Here is a 16,021-nt window from a genome sequence, read left to right on the forward strand (position 1 = left end):
CATCTCCAGCTTCGCTTCTTCTCGAGCGTGCGGCGCAGACGGCGCATCAGGCGCAAACAGACTCCGGTCGGTGCCAATCTGACAAACATTGCGCGACGCGCATCGGTCGTCACAGCAGCTACAAGCTCATCGGGTTTCGCGAGATCGTATTGAAAGTGTTGTTCGCCAATGTGGTTCGGTCGGGCTCGTGAATGGTGAGCTTGTGCAGGCCGCCAAATGGATTACAGTCGCGCAACTCATTTGAGGCATTGTCGCGAGCAGTTCCTGACTGGGGCCTTGAGCCGGTTTCACATCATTCGCCCCGCGGATCAGGGCCCCCGTGGATGGCGCCGGATTTCTCGGGCCAAGACCTGCCGATCGAGGTCCCGCGTCTTGTCGGTGGGCCGACCTAAACTCGCGATGCCCTGGTAAACACGCACTTCGAAGGGGGGCAAGCGGGCATGCGATTCCTGCACACGGCCGATTGGCAGCTGGGCATGACCAGGCACTTTCTCGCCGGTGACGCGCAGCCGCGCTATTCAGCGGCGCGGCGCGACGCGGTTGCCGGCCTGGGCGCGCTGGCCGCGGAAGTCGGCGCCGAGTTCGTCGTGGTGTCGGGTGATGTCTTCGAACACAATCAACTTCCGCCCAAGGTGATCGGGCAGTCCCTGGAAGCCATGCGCGCCATCGGAATTCCGGTGTACCTGTTGCCGGGCAACCACGATCCCCTGGACGCCTCGTCGGTGTACACCAGCGCACTGTTCACCGCCGAGCGTCCCGACAACATCGTGGTACTCGATCGGGCCGGGGTGCATCAGGTGCGTCCAGGGCTGGAGATCGTCGCCGCGCCGTGGCGGTCGAAGGTGCCCACCACCGACCTGGTGGCCGACGTCCTCGACGACCTGCCCGCGGGTGCGGGCACCCGGATCCTCGTCGCGCACGGCGGTGTCGACGTCCTGGATCCCGATCGTGACAAGCCCTCGCTGATCCGGCTCGCCAAGATCGACGACGCGCTGACCCGCGGCGCGGTGCACTATGTGGCGCTGGGGGACAAGCACTCACTCACCCGGGTCGGCGACAGCGGGCGGATCTGGTACTCCGGCTCCCCGGAAGTCACCAATTTCGACGACGTCGAATCCGACCCCGGTCACGTCCTGATCGTTCACATCGACGAGGCCGACCAGCAGCGGGCGGTCGCCGTCTCGCCGCAGCACGTCGGAAGCTGGCGTTTCGTCACGATACATCGGCAGGTCGACAGCAGCCGCGACATCGCCGACCTCGACATGAACCTTGACCTGATCACCGACAAGGAGCGAACCGTTGTGCGCCTGGGGCTGGCCGGCTCGCTGACGGTCACCGATCGCGCCGCGCTGGACGCCTGCCTGGACAAGTACGCGCGGCTGTTCGCCTGGCTGGGCCCATGGGAACGCCGCACCGACCTCGCGGTGATCCCGGCCGACGGCGAATTCAGCGACCTCGGTATCGGAGGCTTCGCCGCCGCGGCGGTCGAGGAGCTGGTGACCACCGCGCGAGAGGACTCCGCGACCGCAGCCGATGCGCAGGCGGCGCTGGCGCTACTGCTACGCCTCACCGACCGGGGCGCGGCGTGAAGCTGCACCGGCTGACCCTGACCAACTACCGCGGTATCTCGCACCGAGAAATCGAATTTCCCGACCACGGCGTCGTGGTGGTGTGCGGCGAGAACGAGATCGGCAAGTCGTCGATGATCGAAGCCCTGGACCTCCTCCTGGAGGCGCGGGATCGCTCGACGAAGAAGGAAGTCAAGCAGGTCAAACCCACTCACAGCGATGTGGGTTCGGAGGTATCCGCAGAAATCAGTTGCGGCCCTTACCGTTTCGTTTACCGCAAGCGATTTCACAAGAAGTGCGAGACGGAGCTGACGGTGATCCGGCCGTGCCGCGAACAGCTGACCGGCGACGAAGCACACGAACGGGTCCGAGCGATGCTGGCCGAGACGGTGGACAGCGACCTGTGGCACGCCCAGCGGGTCCTGCAGTCGGCGTCGACTGCGGCGGTGGACTTGTCCGGGTGTGACGCGCTCTCGCGCGCGCTCGATGTTGCCGCCAACGATATAGGGAGTTTGTGCGGCACCGAGCCGTTGCTGATCGAACGCATCGACGCCGAGTACGCACGCTACTTCACCCCGACCGGGCGGCCGACGGGCGAGTGGGCCGCCGCGATAACCCGGCTGGCCGACGCCGAGGCCGCGGTCGCCGAGAGTGCGGCGGCCGTCGCCGAGGTCGACGACCGGGTGGGTCGACATGCCATGTTGACCGAGCAGGTTGCCGCACTCTCGCAGCAGCGGATCGCCGTCGGGCCGCGGGTTGCCGCCGCGCAGGAAGCCGCCGACAAAATTGCGGCGCTGACAGCACAGCGGCGTGAAGCTGAGCTTGTCGCCGAGGCCGCTGCCGCGACCGCCGCAGCGGCGAACGGCGCCCACAACGCACGTCGGCAACTGCTCACCGAAATCGATACCCGGGCCGGCGCAGTTGCCGAAATGCAAACGCAGGCATTGGAAGCCGCGGAAGCCCAAGCCGCGGCCCGTGCGGAGGCCGAAGCGGCCGGCGCCGCTTTGCAGCAGGCCACCGCGGCCCTTGCCGAGCTGCAACGCCGGACCGAATTCGCGCGACGCACGGTCGACCAACTCGCCAACCGCGAAGAGGCCGACCGGTTGACCGCCCGGTTAGCCAAGATCGACGCCATCGAGGAGCATCGCGAGCGGATTGGCGCCGAGCTCGGCACCATCGCCATCACCGAGGCGCTGCTGCGACGAATCGAGGATGCCGCGGCCCTCGCCGATCGCAGCCGCGACCAGCTGGCGCTGACGTCGGCGGCCATCGAATTCAGCGCTGCCGCAGACATTCAACTGGTTGTCGGCGGCGAACAGATCACGCTGTCTGCCGGGCAAAGCTGGTCGATCACCGCCGCAGGGCCCACCGCGGTGGAAGTTCCCGGCATCCTGACCGCCAGGGTCATTCCGAGCGCCAACGCACTAGACATCCACGCCAAATACGCAGCGGCACAAGAGGAGTTGGCAGCCGCGTTGGCGGCCGGTGAGGTGTCCGACCTCGCCGCGGCGCGATCCGCCGATCAGCGTCGCCGCGAGCTGCACGGCATTCGCGATCAGCTCATCGCGACTCTGGCCGGCCTGTGCGGCGACGAACAGGTTGACGAGCTGCGGTCGCGGCTGGCGCAGCTGCATGAAGACCTCGCCGGCGCTGAACTCGTTCCCACGGATATCGGCGCCGCCCGCACCGAACTCGCCGCGTTCCTTCAGGCCCACGCGACCGCGTCGAGCGAATGCGAGGCCCACCGCGAGGCGGTCACCGCTGCCGCGACCGCGCTCGCCGAGTTGTCCACGCGGGCAACGGTTCTGCAGAGCGGCTTGGAGACTCAGCGCGCCGAGCTGGACGCCGCCGCCGCCCGGCTGGCGGCCGAGCGCGCGTCGGCCGGTGACGACGAACTCGCGGGCTCGGTAACCACAGCGCTGGTTACGGCTCAGGCCGCGCAACAACGGGTTACCGAACTCGCCGGCGCCCTGGCCGCGGCCGCACCCGACGCGGTCGCCGTTGAACTGGCCGATGCAAAGGGCGAAGCCGAGTCGGTGCGCGAGCGCTACGAAGAAGCCGCGCGCGTGTTGCGTGAGATCACCATCGAACTCTCGGTGTTCGGCGGTGAGGGTCGCCAAGGCAAGCTCGACGCCGCCGAAACTGAACGCGAGCACGCCGCCGCCGAACATAGCCAGGTCGGCGGCCGCGCACGGGCCGCGCAGCTGTTGCGCTCGGTCATGACGCGCCACCGCGACACCACCCGGCAGCGTTACGTTGAGCCCTACCGCGCGGAACTGCAGAGGCTCGGCCGCCCGGTGTTCGGCCCGAGTTTCGAGGTCGAGATCGACAGCGACCTGTGCATCCGCAGCCGCACCCTGAATGGGATCACGGTGCCCTACGAATCCTTATCGGGTGGCGCGAAGGAGCAACTCGGCATCCTGGCGCGGCTGGCCGGCGCGGCCCTGGTCGCCAAGGAGGACGCCGTCCCGGTGGTGGTCGACGACGCGCTCGGTTTCACCGACCCGGACCGGTTGACCAAGATGGGGGAGTTGTTCGACACCGTGGGTGCCCATGGACAGGTGATCGTGCTCACCTGTAGCCCCGATCGCTATGACGGTGTCAAAGGCGCGCACCGCATCGTTCTCAGCGCTTAGCCCTGGCGGCCCGGCCGCCCACCGCCGGTACCGCTGGTCAGAGCGATTTGGTGCCGCGCGCTGTCGCCTTGCCTGCAGAATGGGCTCATGGTGGACCCGAACTGATGACGACGAACGCGAAGCGCAGCCGGATACAGGAGAAGCTGGCCGAACTGCCGGGCGTTCGGCCCGTGCGCCGGCCGATCTCACCGCACAGTGCCGCAGAGTTCGATCTGTTTTACGTTCGCTCGGGTCGCAAGTCCGCCAATCCGCTGGTCATCATCCCCGGCGGGCCGGGAGTCGCGTCGGTGCAGATGTACAAAGGGCTACGGCGGCGCGCCGCCGTAGCCGGTCTCGACGTCATCATGATCGAGCACCGCGGGGTGGGGATGTCGCGCCACGACGATTCGGGCGCGGATCTGCCGCCGCAATCGATGACCGTGAACCAGGTGGTCGACGACGTGGCCGCGGTGCTCGACGACGCCCAAGTCGAGTCGGCCGTCATCTACGGGGCCTCCTACGGCACTTACATCGCGGCAGGCGTCGGCGTGCGTCATCCACATCGGGTTCGCGGCATGGTGCTCGATTCACCGCTGCTGTCCCGGCACGACATTGTCATCGTGCGCCGGGCGATCCGGCGGCTGCTGCTGAAGGGCGAAAGCCCCGAGACCGCTTCGGTAGCACCGAAAATGCGCAAACTCGTCGATGCGGGCGTCATGGATGCCACGGCCACCCAGGTCGTCGCGACAATCTACGGCTACGGCGGAACCGACCTGCTCGAGCGTCAACTCGACCTGCTGCTAGACGGTCGAAAATTGCTGTGGTGGACGCTATCCCGGTTCACCAGCCTGAGCAACCTGCCGTTCCGCTATGAAGAAGACCTGGTGAGCCGCATCGCGTTTCGCGAACTGGACTACGCTGCGGAACCTGACGGCCTACCGCTCGATCCCGCGGTCGCCGAAAGTAGAACGCGCACGCAGCGAGTAACTTTCGAGGACGAGCCGTACGACTTGCCGGCCGAGATGCCGAAATTCTCCTGGCCCACCGCGGTGGTTTCCGGGGGCCGTGACCTGATCACCCCTCCGGCCATCGCGCAACGTGTCGCGTCGCTGCTGCCTAATGCGGTGCTCCTGAGCTTGCCGAACATGGCACACAGCGCGCTGGACTTTCGTGAGCCCGTGGCGCTCGCCAGTGCCGATGCGGTGCGGCGGGGCGACCTCAATGGCCTTGCTGCACAGGCATCGGCGCTGGACGCGCTCCCGCCGCGTCCCGAGGTGCGGCTGCTGTGGAAGGCGCTGGCAGCGGCGGCCGTCGCCGAGGGCGCCCTACCGATTCCGAACCGGCTGCGGCGGCGGGTCAACTCCGCGTGAAACCGATGGCGGTGTAGTCGAGGTCGGCGAGACCGGCCGCGCCGAAATTGGCGAGCGTGCTGCGTACAGCGACGTCACCGGGCGACTGGGTCAGCGGAAGGCTGAATCCCTCCGCCCAGATCATCTTGTCGAGATCGCTGGCCAACGCTCGCGCCTTCGCCGGATCGAGTTCTTCCAGCGTGCTTTCAATGGCGGCGTCGATCTGCTCACTGCCGATCTTACCGAAATTGCTTTCGCCGTCCGACTTGTAGATCTGGGTCAGCGACGAGAGCGGGAAAGCATCTCCGAGCCAACCGAATTGAGCCATGTCAAAGGCCCCGACGTTGATGTAGTTGGTGAAAAAGCCGCTGCCCGAACGCGAGACGAGCTCGAGCTTGACGCCGATCTGGCCGAGGCTGTGCTGGGCGATCTGGGCGAATTGCCGGCTGCCCTGGGCGTCGTAGAACAAATCGCGGATCACCAGCCGGCGTCCGTTCTTCTCCCTGAACTGTCCGGTTCGCTTCCAGCCCAACGCGTCAAGCTCCCGGCTGGCGGCTGCCGGGTCGTAGGGCAGGACCGCGCTGTTGTCCTGATAGCCCTGCTGCCCGGCGACATAGATGTGATTGCCCAGTGCCACAGGGTCACTGGTGAGGCCATATTGGACGACCTTGGCGATGGTCTGCCGATCGATGCCCTTGGCCACCGCGACGCGCAGCGCCTTGTCGGCCAGGATCGAGCCCGGGGCGCCGTTGAACGTGAAGTGCGACCAGGCGGGGGCGGGCGCGCGCCGGATCGCGATCCCCTTGGTGCGCTGAGCGATCGTCAGCTGGTCGATCGTGCCTACCCCGGTCGCGTCGATCGTGTTGTTCTGCAACGCCGGAAGCCGCGCGGCGTCGTCGAGCACCAAGTAGGTGATGGTGTCCAGGCGAGGCCGCGTCCCCCACCACTTCGGGTTGCGGCTCAACACAATCCGCTGGGTGGTCCGATCCAGCGAGGAGACGACGAACGGGCCGGCCGACGGCCCTGGTCCCTCCAGCTGACCCTTGTTGAACGCCTCCGGCGTGGCCGTCACGCTTTTGGGCAGCAGCATTCCGTTGCCGGCGAACATGCCCCGCCATTCGGCGTAGGGCTTGGCGAACGTCATGATTGCCTGGCGGTCGTCGACACCACGGGTCACCGACGCGACGCGGTCGGCGCCGCTCGGCCCGGCGATCTCGAAGGCCTTGTCGACCCCGCTCAAAGCGTGGATCTGGCTGGCGATGTCTTCCCAGGTGATCGGCGTGCCGTCGGACCACACCGCACGGGGGTTGATCGTGTACGTAACCACCTGCGGCGCGGTGCCGGTGAGCTCGATGCTGGTGAAGTAGTCGGTGTCGACCGTCGTCGAGCCGTCCGGCCCGATGATGAAAGCCCGTGGCAAGGTGGCCTTCATCATCGCGGAGACGTCGGCCGAGTTGCCATCGATGTGCAGGATGTTGAAGTTCGGCGGAAAGTCGGTCAGCGCCAGTCGCAGGTCGCCGCCGTCTTGCAGGGTCGCCGGATCGTGTGGGTTGACGTCGCTCGTCGAACCGATCTGCGCGTTGTGGCCGGTCTCCGGAATCAGGTTGACGGCCGGCGAGCAGCCCGCGAGCGCCAGGGCGATCGCGGCAAAAGCCGTCGCGACCCGGGCCGCCTTGAGGACCCGGCTAGCCACGCCGGCCCGGATCCGGTTGCGGCACCGCGTTCAGCAGGCGGCGGGTGTACTCGTGTTGCGGATGGGCGAAGACCTGGCGGCTGTCGCCCTGCTCCACGATGGCGCCGGCATACATCACGACGACGTGGTGCGCGAGGTGCTTGACCACTGAAAGATCATGGGAGACAAAAAGGTAAGACAAGTCCAGCCGCTCTTGCAGGTCGAGCAGCAGGTTGATGATCCCGGCCTGAATGGACACGTCGAGCGCGGAAACCGGTTCGTCGAGCGCCAGGATCTTCGGTTGCAATGCCAGGGCGCGGGCGATGCCGATGCGCTGCTTTTGCCCGCCGGAGAACTCCGCCGGGTATCGGTCTGCATCGGCGCGACGCAGTCCCACGGTGTCGAGTAGCTCGGCCACGCGCACGTTGGCGCGGCCCTTGTCGAATCCGTTGGCCCGCAGGGGCTCGGCGAGCAGCTCGAATACCGGCAGCCGCGGGTCCAGCGAGGCGACCGGGTCCTGGAACACGACCTGGATGTCGCGCCGCATCGATCGCCTGCTGGCGGCGCTCAGCGCGGTGACATCGGTGCCCAGCACTTCGATCGAACCCGATTGGGGCCCGGCGAGTTCCAAGATCTCGTGCAGGGTGGTCGACTTGCCCGAACCGGACTCGCCGACGATCCCCAGGGTGCGGCCCTGCCGCAATTCGAAACTGACGCCGTCGACGGCGCGAACCTCGCCGGCGCTGCGGCGGAACACGCCTTTGGTCAGCCGGTAGGTCTTGGTCAGGTCACGCACGCGGACGACTACCGATGTGTCAGCGGATTCTTCCGCTGGGCGAGCTTCGGTGCGCACGCCGTAGATGTCCGCGGCACTGCGCCCGTCGACCTCGTCGGTGCGGATGCACGCCGCCCGGTGGTCGGTGCCCACGGAGACCAATTCCGGCTCCTCGAGCCGACATTCGTCGATGGCCAGCGGGCAGCGTGGAGCGAAGGGGCACCCCGGATCCAGGGCCGCCAGCGATGGCGGCGCTCCGGGGATCGGCACCAACCGCGTGCCCTGGGCGGCGTCGAGCCGCGGAACCGAGCCCAGCAGCCCTACGGTGTAGGGCATTCGACGATCCCGGTAAAGGTCGCGTACGGAAGCGGATTCGACGACCCGCCCGCCGTACATCACCAGGGCGCGGTCGGCGAACTCAGCGACCACGCCGAGGTCATGCGTGATGATGAGCACCCCGGCGCCGGTGATGTCGCGTGCCGTTTTGAGCACCTCGAGGATCTGCGCCTGCACCGTGACATCCAGCGCGGTGGTGGGTTCGTCGCAGATCAACAGGTCGGGGTCGTTGGCGATGGCGATGGCGATGACCACCCGCTGTCGTTCGCCACCGGATAGCTCATGCGGAAACGCGCGGGCGCGCCGCTCTGGCTGCGCGATTCCCACCAGCTCGAGTAATTCGACCGCTCTGCGGCGGGCGGCCTTCTTGCCCACCCGCGGCTGGTGGATCTCGATCGCCTCGGCGATCTGGTCGCCGACCGTGTACACGGGTGTCAGCGCCGACATCGGATCCTGGAAAACCATGCCGACTGCCTTGCCCCGGAAGCGCGACATCGCGTCGTCGCCAAGGCCCAGCAGTTCCGTGTCATGCAGCCGTACCGAGCCGCGCACCCGCGCGTACTCGGGTAACAGGCCGATGGCCGCCATGGCCGAGACAGACTTGCCCGAACCGGATTCGCCGACCATCGCCACGACCTCGCCCGGTTCGATGCGGTAGCTGACACCGCGCACCGCGGTCACCGGCGCGCCACCCGTCGGGAAGGTGACCGCCAAGTCGGTCACCTCGAGCAGCGTGCTCATCGACCACCACCGCCCAGCACCGAGCTGCCCGGGTCGAGCGCATCCCGCAGGCCATCGCCGGTGAGGTTGGCGCACACCAGGATCAGCACCAGCACCCCCGCCGGAAACAGAAACACCCAGGGAAAGGTGGTCGCCGACTGGGTGCCGTTGGCGATCAACGTTCCCAGCGACACGTCCGGTGGCTGGATGCCGAAACCGAGGAAGCTCAAGCCGGTTTCGGCCAGAATAGCCGATGCGACGTTCAGCGCGGCGTCGATGATCAAAATCGACGCCACGTTGGGCACCACGTGACCGACGATGATGCGGCGACTGGAAACCCCCATATACCTTGCAGCCCGGATGAATTCGCGTTCCCGAAGACTCATGGTCATACCGCGCACCATGCGCGAGCTGACCATCCAGCCGAATCCGGCCAGCAGCAGGACCAGCATCAAGACGTTGGCCGAGTTCTTGATTCGCGGTGTCACGATGGCGATGAGGATGAAACTGGGCACCACCAGCAGCAGGTCGACCAGCCACATCAGCACGCGGTCGCGCCAGCCGCCGAAATAGCCTGCCACGGACCCGACGGTGGCGGCGATGCCGGTGGAGATGACCGCCACGCAGACACCGATCAGCATCGACTTCTGCATCCCGCGCAGGATTTGCGCCAGCAGGTCTTGACCCAGGGCGTTGGTGCCCAGCCAGTGGCGCGCGTTCGGCGGCTGCAGCAGGGCGGTGAAATCGAGGTCTTCGTAGGAATAGGGCAGCACCGCGGGCAAGGCGTAGCAACCGACGAACAGCAACACCAACAACGTCAGCGATGCCACCGCGAACCTGTTGCGGGCGAACCTCCGAAGCACCAGGGTGCGGCGTGAGGTGAAGTCCGCGACTTCGTGGCTCGAAAACCCGTGGGCGGCATCGATGTTCGCCTGGGATGTCATGACACCCGCACCCGTGGATCAAGGGCCGCGTAGAACACGTCCGACAGCAGCCCGGCCAGCAGCACCACGGCGCCGGAGAACAACGTGATCGCCGCGATGATGTTGGTGTCCTGAGTCGCGATGCCCTGCACCAGCCATTCGCCCATGCCGTGCCAGCCGAAGATCTTCTCCACGAACACCGCGCCGGTGACCAGTCCGGCCACGCCATAGGCGAACAGGGTGGCCAGCGGGATCAGTGCGGTACGCAGCCCGTGCTTGACCAGCGCCCGCCGGCGGGTGAGCCCTTTTGCGCGCGCCGTGCGAATGAAATCCTGGCCGAGGACGTCCAGCATCGCGTTGCGCTGATATCGGCTGTATCCCGCCGCGGCGGCCAGCGCCAGCGTCAGCGACGGCAAGACCAGATGCCGTAACCGGTCGAGCAGTTGCGCGCCCGTCCCACCGCTCACCCCCGGTGAGGTCTCCCCGGTGTAGTCGAAGATGTGGACGCCCACGGCCCAGTTCACCCGCAGTGCGCCAAGGATCAGCAGGCTGGCGATCACGAATGTCGGCGTGCTGAGAACCAGCAACGCCACCATGGTGACCACGCGGTCGCTGAGTCGATACTGGCGAATGGCACCCCACGCCCCGGCCGCTATGCCCAGCACGGTCCCCACCAGCGAACCGATGACGAGCAGGCGCAGGGTGACCCCGATGCGACGACCCAGCGTCGTTCCGACCGGCTGCCCGGTGACGGTCTTGCCGAAGTCTCCGCGCACCGCGTGCGACGCCCAATGCGCGTAGCGGATCGGTATCGGCTCGTTTAAACCGAGCGTGTGAGCCTTGGCGTCGATCACGGCTTGCGGCGGGCGGGGGTTGCGCTGCAACAGGCTGTCCAGTGGCCTGAAGACCACCGACGTCAGGCAAAACGTCAGAAAGGATGCCAACGCCAGCAGCACAACGTAGTTGAGCAACCGGCGTGCCAGGAACCGAGTCATTGCCGCCCGCACACCCCACGCCGCATTGGGACAGGCTATCGAGCCGGCAGCACAGCGTCGCTCCTGCGGCGCCCGGCGCGTTGTTTCGCCTTCGGATCCGGTTGATTCTCATGCGTGAATCGCGTGTGATCGGTTGTTAGGATCCACCGCGGTGCCGAGCCGTGCAGCAAACGCAGCACGGATCAGGCCGTGACACTGTCGAGGAGGCTTGCGTGACGGTTACCGACGAATACCTGGCCAACAACGCCGAATATGCGAGCACCTTCGAGGGTCCGCTGCCGATGCCGCCGGGCAAACATGTCGCGGTCGTCGCGTGTATGGATGCCCGGCTCGACGTGTACCGCATCCTCGGGCTCAACGAAGGGGAGGCTCACGTCATCCGCAACGCCGGCGGGGTGGTCACCGACGACGTCGTCCGCTCGCTGGCTATCAGCCAGCGCTTGCTCGGGACGCGGGAGATCATCCTGATCCATCACACCGATTGCGGCATGCTCACCTTCACCGACGACGACTTCAAGCGCAGTATCCAGGAGGAGACCGGGGTCAAACCGCCATGGGCGGCAGAGGCTTTCGGCGACCTCGCCGAGGATGTCCGGCAATCGCTGCGCCGCATCGAGGGCAGCCCGTTCGTCACCAAGCACGTCTCCGTGCGCGGATTCGTCTTCGACGTGGCCACCGGCAAGCTCGACGAGGTCACGCTCTAGGGCTCAGCCGACCTTGTAGGTCGCCAGCGCCTTGGCGACCAGCGTGCCCTGCGGGTCGACGATCTCGGCCTCGCAATTGACCAGTGACCGGCCGCGCCGCAGCGCCCGGCCGACGCCGATCAGGTCGGTGGCCCGGGCCGGTGCCATGAAGTCGAGCGTGATCGACACCGTTACGCCCCGCAGCTCGGGCGGCGCCTGCGCGCCGCACCACGCCGCCGCCATGACGGTGAGATCGGCGAGCGTGGCGATGGCTCCGCCGTGGACCATGTCGCCGATGGTCACGTTGGCAGGGTCCCAGGGCAGCCGTAACCGCACTTCGCCCTCTTCGAGCCGGTCGGCGACGATGCCCAGCTTGACGACGAACGGGGAGTGAGGGAGGAACTGCGCGATGACGTCGCGACCGCTCGGTGCGGACGAGACAGGTTCGGGGGAGACGGTCATCCGTCCATGCTGTCGTACCCCCGGACGGGCGGGAAAGTGCCGCCGCGACTCGTGGCCCGATGTGTCCGGCGTCTGGCGTGCGCGTCACGCGGTGCGGACCGTCGCAAGCGCTGAGGTTGACAGCGCCGGCCCGAACTGGTCTTATAGCTTGTTAAGATGCTAAATATGGCCAGTTCTACCAAGTTTTATGAGGAAAGCTATGGCCGGTGATCTGCAGGTGGCCCCCGCCGCCGGACAGTACGAATTGAGTCATCTGCGCTCGCTGGAGGCAGAGGCGATCCACATCATTCGTGAGGTGGCCGCCGAGTTCGAGCGGCCGGTGCTGCTGTTCTCCGGCGGCAAGGATTCCATCGTCATGCTGCATCTGGCGCTGCGGGCGTTCCGTCCGGGCCGGCTGCCCTTCCCGGTGATGCACGTCGACACCGGCCACAACTTCGACGAGGTGATCGCGACCCGCGACGAGTTGGTGGCCGAGCACGGTGTTCGCCTGGTGATCGCCTCGGTCCAGGAGGACATCGACGCCGGGCGGGTCGTCGAGCCACGCCAGGGACGCAACTCGATCCAGACCGTGACTCTGCTGCGCGCCATCCGGGAGAACAAGTTCGACGCCGCGTTCGGGGGAGCGCGGCGCGACGAGGAGAAGGCCCGCGCCAAGGAGCGTGTGTTCAGCTTCCGGGACGAGTTCGGTCAGTGGGATCCGAAGGCCCAGCGCCCCGAGCTGTGGAACCTCTACAACGGCCGCCATCACAAGGGCGAGCACATCCGGGTGTTCCCGTTGTCCAACTGGACCGAATTCGACATCTGGTCCTACATCGGTGCCGAGAACATCGCGCTGCCCTCGATCTATTACGCGCACCGGCGCGAGGTGTTTCGCCGCGACGGCATGCTGCTGGCGGTGGACCGCAACATGCGCCCAGGTGCCGACGAGCCGGTGTTCGAAACGACCGTGCGTTTCCGCACCGTCGGGGACGTCACATGCACCGGATGCGTGGAGTCCGAGGCCGCGACGGTGGACGAGGTCATCGCCGAGACCGCGGTGTCGCGGCTGACCGAACGCGGGGCCACCCGGGCCGACGACCGGATCTCTGAGGCAGGCATGGAAGACCGCAAACGGCAGGGATACTTCTGATGACCACGTTATTGCGCCTGGCGACAGCGGGTTCCGTCGACGACGGCAAGTCCACGCTGATCGGTCGCCTGCTGTATGACTCCAAGGCCGTCATGGAAGACCAGTGGGCGGCGGTGGAGCAGACGTCCAAGGACCGCGGACACGACTACACCGATCTGGCGCTGGTGACCGACGGCCTGCGGGCCGAGCGCGAACAAGGCATCACCATCGACGTCGCCTACCGCTACTTCGCCACTCCCAAGCGGAAATTCATCATCGCCGACACTCCCGGCCACATCCAGTACACCCGCAACATGGTGACCGGCGCATCTACCGCCCAACTGGTGATCGTGCTGGTCGACGCGCGGCACGGCCTGCTCGAGCAGTCCCGCCGGCACGCCTTTCTGGCGTCCCTGCTGGGCATCCAGCACATCGTGCTCGCTGTGAACAAGATGGACCTGATCGGTTGGGACAGAGAAAAATTCGAGGCGATCAGGGATGAATTCCACGCCTTCGCCGCACGCCTGGACGTGCACGACGTGGCCACCATCCCGCTTTCGGCGCTGCACGGCGACAACGTGGTGACCAAGTCGGACCACACCCCCTGGTACGAGGGCCCGGCGTTGCTCTCGCACCTCGAAGAGGTGTACATCGCGGGTGACCGCAACATGGTCGACGTGCGATTCCCGGTTCAGTACGTCATCCGCCCGCACACTCGCGAGCACCAGGACCACCGCAGCTACGCGGGTACCGTTGCGAGCGGGGTCATGCGCCCCGGCGACGAAGTGGTGGTGCTGCCGGTCGGCAAGCGCACCCGCATCACCGCCATCGATGGGCCGAACGGTCCAGTGGCAGAAGCCTTCCCGCCCATGGCCGTTTCGCTGACCCTGGCCGACGAGATCGACATTTCGCGCGGCGATCTGATCGCCCGCACCCACAATCAGCCCCGGGTGGCGCGGGAGTTCGATGCGACGGTGTGCTGGATGGCCGACACCGCGACTCTCGAACCCGGGCGGGACTACGTCATCAAGCACACCACCCGCACCACGCACGCCAAGGTGACCGCGCTCGACTACCGACTGGATGTCAACACGCTGCACCGCGACAAGTCAGCAACGGCGTTGCAGCTCAACGAACTCGGCCGCATTTCGTTGCGCACCCAGGTCCCGCTGCTGCTCGACGAGTACACCCGCAACCCCAGCACCGGGTCGTTCATCCTCATCGACCCGCACACCAACGGAACGGTGGCGGCCGGCATGGTGTTGCGCGACGCGTCCGCGCAGGCCGCGAGCCCGAACACCGTGCGGCACAAGTCATCCGCGATCGCCGAGGCCCGGCCCCGGGGCAAGACGGTGTGGTTCACGGGCTTGTCCGGTTCCGGCAAGTCGTCGGTGGCCATGCTGGTCGAGCAGAAGCTGCTCGAAAGGGGAGCTCTGGCTTACGTTCTCGACGGTGACAATCTGCGGCACGGGCTCAACGCCGACTTGGGCTTTTCCATGGCCGACCGAGCCGAAAACCTGCGCAGGCTTGCGCACGTTGCGGCACTGCTGGCCGACTGTGGCAACGTCGTGCTGGTGCCGGCGATCAGTCCGCTGGCCGAGCAACGCGCACTGGCCCGCAATGTGCACGCCGACGCCGGCTTCGATTTCATCGAGGTCTTCTGTGACACCCCGATCGAGGAATGCGAGAAGCGCGATCCCAAGGGCTTGTACGCCAAGGCGCGCGCGGGGGAGATCAGCCAGTTCACCGGCATCGACAGCCCATATCAGGTGCCGGTGCACCCCGATCTTCGGCTCACCCCGGACGCGACCGTCGAGGAGCAGGCCCAGGCGCTCATCGACCTGCTCGAATCACGCGGTTAGCCGCCGGATCAGCCAGGCTGCGCCGAATTTGTGTCGTCGGGTGGCACAATCCTGTGCGTGCGCATGTCGGCGAAGGCGGAGTATGCCGTGCGGGCGATGATTCAGCTCGCCACGGTGCCCGACGGAACGCTGGTGAAGACCGACGATCTCGCCCACGCCCAGGGCATTCCGCCGCAATTCCTCGTCGACATCCTGACCAACCTGCGCACCGACCGGCTGGTGCGAAGCCATCGCGGTCGCGAGGGTGGCTACGAATTGGCCCGCTCCGGGAAAGACATCAGCATCGCCGACGTGCTGCGCTGTATCGACGGACCGCTGGCCAGTGTCCGCGACATCGGACTCGGCGACTTGCCGTACTCCGGACCGACGGCGGCGCTCACCGATGTCTGGCGCGCGCTGCGGGCCAGCATGCGGTCGGTGCTCGAAGAAACGACGCTGGCCGACGTCGCCACCGGTGGCCTGCCCAAGCATGTGGTGCAGCTGGCCGACGACTATCGCGACCAGGAAAGCCGGCGACACGGCACAGCCCGCACCGGCGACTAGGCGCAGCGGTCGCTCGCTCAGCCCGCCGATCCATACGGGCTGGTGAGGATCTCCATGGCATGGCCGGAGGGATCCGGAAAATAAACCCCCCGGCCGCCGTGGCTGTGGTTGATCTCGCCGGGGCGCTTGGCGCCCGGATCGGCCCAGTGCTGCAGACCGCGTGACCGGATCCTGTCGTAGATGGTGTCGAACTCCTGCTCGGAAACCAAGAACGCGTAGTGCTGCCGTGGGATGTCCGCGCCTTCGGGCGCGTCCGCGTAGTCGAGGCTCACGCCGTGCTCGAGTTCGACAACCATGAAGTGGCCGAACGGCTTTGGGCTCGGCAGACCGAGGAGCTCGGCGAGAAACTCGGCGGATTCGCGTTTGTCCCGTGACGCGACGATGGTGTGGTTGAAGCTGATGGTCATAGT

At 66.7% G+C, this 16,021-nt stretch carries 13 protein-coding genes; 7 read left to right on the top strand and 6 right to left on the bottom strand.

All coding sequences use genetic code 11. The features are described 5' to 3' along the window. Positions 1-440 precede the first annotated feature (440 nt). The 3 genes from AC5Y4H_RS18255 (at position 441) to AC5Y4H_RS18265 (ending at position 5,553) form a co-directional block, all read left to right on the top strand. Positions 441-1,589, top strand: a complete 1,149-nt coding sequence (locus AC5Y4H_RS18255; RefSeq protein WP_499983761.1) for a metallophosphoesterase family protein — start codon at positions 441-443, stop codon at positions 1,587-1,589. Continuing rightward, positions 1,586-4,204 (top strand): AAA family ATPase, encoded by a 2,619-nt coding sequence (locus AC5Y4H_RS18260; protein WP_499983762.1) that lies wholly within the window; start codon positions 1,586-1,588, stop codon positions 4,202-4,204. The genes AC5Y4H_RS18255 and AC5Y4H_RS18260 overlap by 4 nt, the downstream gene beginning before the upstream one ends. 104 nt (positions 4,205-4,308) lie before the next feature. Further along, positions 4,309-5,553 (top strand): alpha/beta hydrolase, encoded by a 1,245-nt coding sequence (locus AC5Y4H_RS18265; RefSeq protein WP_499983763.1) that lies wholly within the window; start codon positions 4,309-4,311, stop codon positions 5,551-5,553. On the opposite strand, the gene AC5Y4H_RS18270 is transcribed toward AC5Y4H_RS18265, so the two are convergent. The 4 genes from AC5Y4H_RS18270 to AC5Y4H_RS18285 are packed head-to-tail and all read right to left on the bottom strand — an operon-like array spanning position 5,540 to position 10,953. Continuing rightward, positions 5,540-7,225, bottom strand: a complete 1,686-nt coding sequence (locus tag AC5Y4H_RS18270; RefSeq protein ID WP_499983764.1) for an ABC transporter family substrate-binding protein — start codon at positions 7,223-7,225, stop codon at positions 5,540-5,542. The genes AC5Y4H_RS18265 and AC5Y4H_RS18270 overlap by 14 nt on opposite strands. Then, entirely contained in the window at positions 7,218-9,056 is a 1,839-nt protein-coding gene (locus AC5Y4H_RS18275; RefSeq protein WP_499983765.1) for a dipeptide ABC transporter ATP-binding protein, read from the bottom strand. The genes AC5Y4H_RS18270 and AC5Y4H_RS18275 overlap by 8 nt, the downstream gene beginning before the upstream one ends. Then, positions 9,053-9,979 (bottom strand): ABC transporter permease, encoded by a 927-nt coding sequence (locus tag AC5Y4H_RS18280; RefSeq protein ID WP_499983766.1) that lies wholly within the window; start codon positions 9,977-9,979, stop codon positions 9,053-9,055. Before AC5Y4H_RS18280 ends, AC5Y4H_RS18275 begins: the two co-directional genes overlap by 4 nt. Further along, positions 9,976-10,953, bottom strand: coding sequence for an ABC transporter permease (locus AC5Y4H_RS18285; protein WP_499983768.1), 978 nt, complete (start codon positions 10,951-10,953; stop codon positions 9,976-9,978). The genes AC5Y4H_RS18280 and AC5Y4H_RS18285 overlap by 4 nt, the downstream gene beginning before the upstream one ends. Before the next feature lie 212 nt (positions 10,954-11,165). On the opposite strand from AC5Y4H_RS18285, the gene AC5Y4H_RS18290 reads away from it, so the two are divergent. Beyond that, complete coding sequence (locus AC5Y4H_RS18290; protein ID WP_499983770.1) at positions 11,166-11,657, top strand: beta-class carbonic anhydrase; 492 nt, start codon at positions 11,166-11,168, stop codon at positions 11,655-11,657. Positions 11,658-11,660: 3 nt separating this feature from the next. On the opposite strand, the gene AC5Y4H_RS18295 is transcribed toward AC5Y4H_RS18290, so the two are convergent. Beyond that, positions 11,661-12,098, bottom strand: coding sequence for a PaaI family thioesterase (locus tag AC5Y4H_RS18295; RefSeq protein ID WP_499983771.1), 438 nt, complete (start codon positions 12,096-12,098; stop codon positions 11,661-11,663). Between the two features lie 187 nt (positions 12,099-12,285). On the opposite strand from AC5Y4H_RS18295, the gene cysD reads away from it, so the two are divergent. The 3 genes from cysD to AC5Y4H_RS18310 are packed head-to-tail and all read left to right on the top strand — an operon-like array spanning position 12,286 to position 15,611. Next, the gene (cysD, locus tag AC5Y4H_RS18300) at positions 12,286-13,227 is read left to right on the top strand and encodes a sulfate adenylyltransferase subunit CysD (protein WP_499983775.1); all 942 of its coding nucleotides are present in this window, start codon (positions 12,286-12,288) and stop codon (positions 13,225-13,227) included. Continuing rightward, positions 13,227-15,068, top strand: coding sequence for an adenylyl-sulfate kinase (gene cysC / locus AC5Y4H_RS18305; RefSeq protein ID WP_499983777.1), 1,842 nt, complete (start codon positions 13,227-13,229; stop codon positions 15,066-15,068). Before cysD ends, cysC begins: the two co-directional genes overlap by 1 nt. A 57-nt stretch (positions 15,069-15,125) precedes the next feature. Continuing rightward, entirely contained in the window at positions 15,126-15,611 is a 486-nt protein-coding gene (locus AC5Y4H_RS18310) for an Rrf2 family transcriptional regulator (protein WP_499983778.1), read from the top strand. 17 nt (positions 15,612-15,628) lie between these two features. On the opposite strand, the gene AC5Y4H_RS18315 is transcribed toward AC5Y4H_RS18310, so the two are convergent. Then, positions 15,629-16,018 (bottom strand): VOC family protein, encoded by a 390-nt coding sequence (locus AC5Y4H_RS18315; RefSeq protein ID WP_499983779.1) that lies wholly within the window; start codon positions 16,016-16,018, stop codon positions 15,629-15,631. Positions 16,019-16,021 lie beyond the last annotated feature (3 nt).

It is taken from the genome of Mycobacterium sp. NGS58, from assembly GCF_059812385.1.

Coding starts and splice junctions, on each gene's coding strand:
- cysD (WP_499983775.1), top strand. CDS start 12,286: ATGAGGAAAGCTATGGCCGGTGATCTGCAGGTGGCCCCCGCCGCCGGA.
- AC5Y4H_RS18255 (WP_499983761.1), top strand. CDS start 441: ATGCGATTCCTGCACACGGCCGATTGGCAGCTGGGCATGACCAGGCAC.
- AC5Y4H_RS18295 (WP_499983771.1), bottom strand. CDS start 12,098: ATGACCGTCTCCCCCGAACCTGTCTCGTCCGCACCGAGCGGTCGCGAC.
- AC5Y4H_RS18285 (WP_499983768.1), bottom strand. CDS start 10,953: ATGACTCGGTTCCTGGCACGCCGGTTGCTCAACTACGTTGTGCTGCTG.
- cysC (WP_499983777.1), top strand. CDS start 13,227: ATGACCACGTTATTGCGCCTGGCGACAGCGGGTTCCGTCGACGACGGC.
- AC5Y4H_RS18265 (WP_499983763.1), top strand. CDS start 4,309: ATGACGACGAACGCGAAGCGCAGCCGGATACAGGAGAAGCTGGCCGAA.
- AC5Y4H_RS18275 (WP_499983765.1), bottom strand. CDS start 9,056: ATGAGCACGCTGCTCGAGGTGACCGACTTGGCGGTCACCTTCCCGACG.
- AC5Y4H_RS18280 (WP_499983766.1), bottom strand. CDS start 9,979: ATGACATCCCAGGCGAACATCGATGCCGCCCACGGGTTTTCGAGCCAC.
- AC5Y4H_RS18315 (WP_499983779.1), bottom strand. CDS start 16,018: ATGACCATCAGCTTCAACCACACCATCGTCGCGTCACGGGACAAACGC.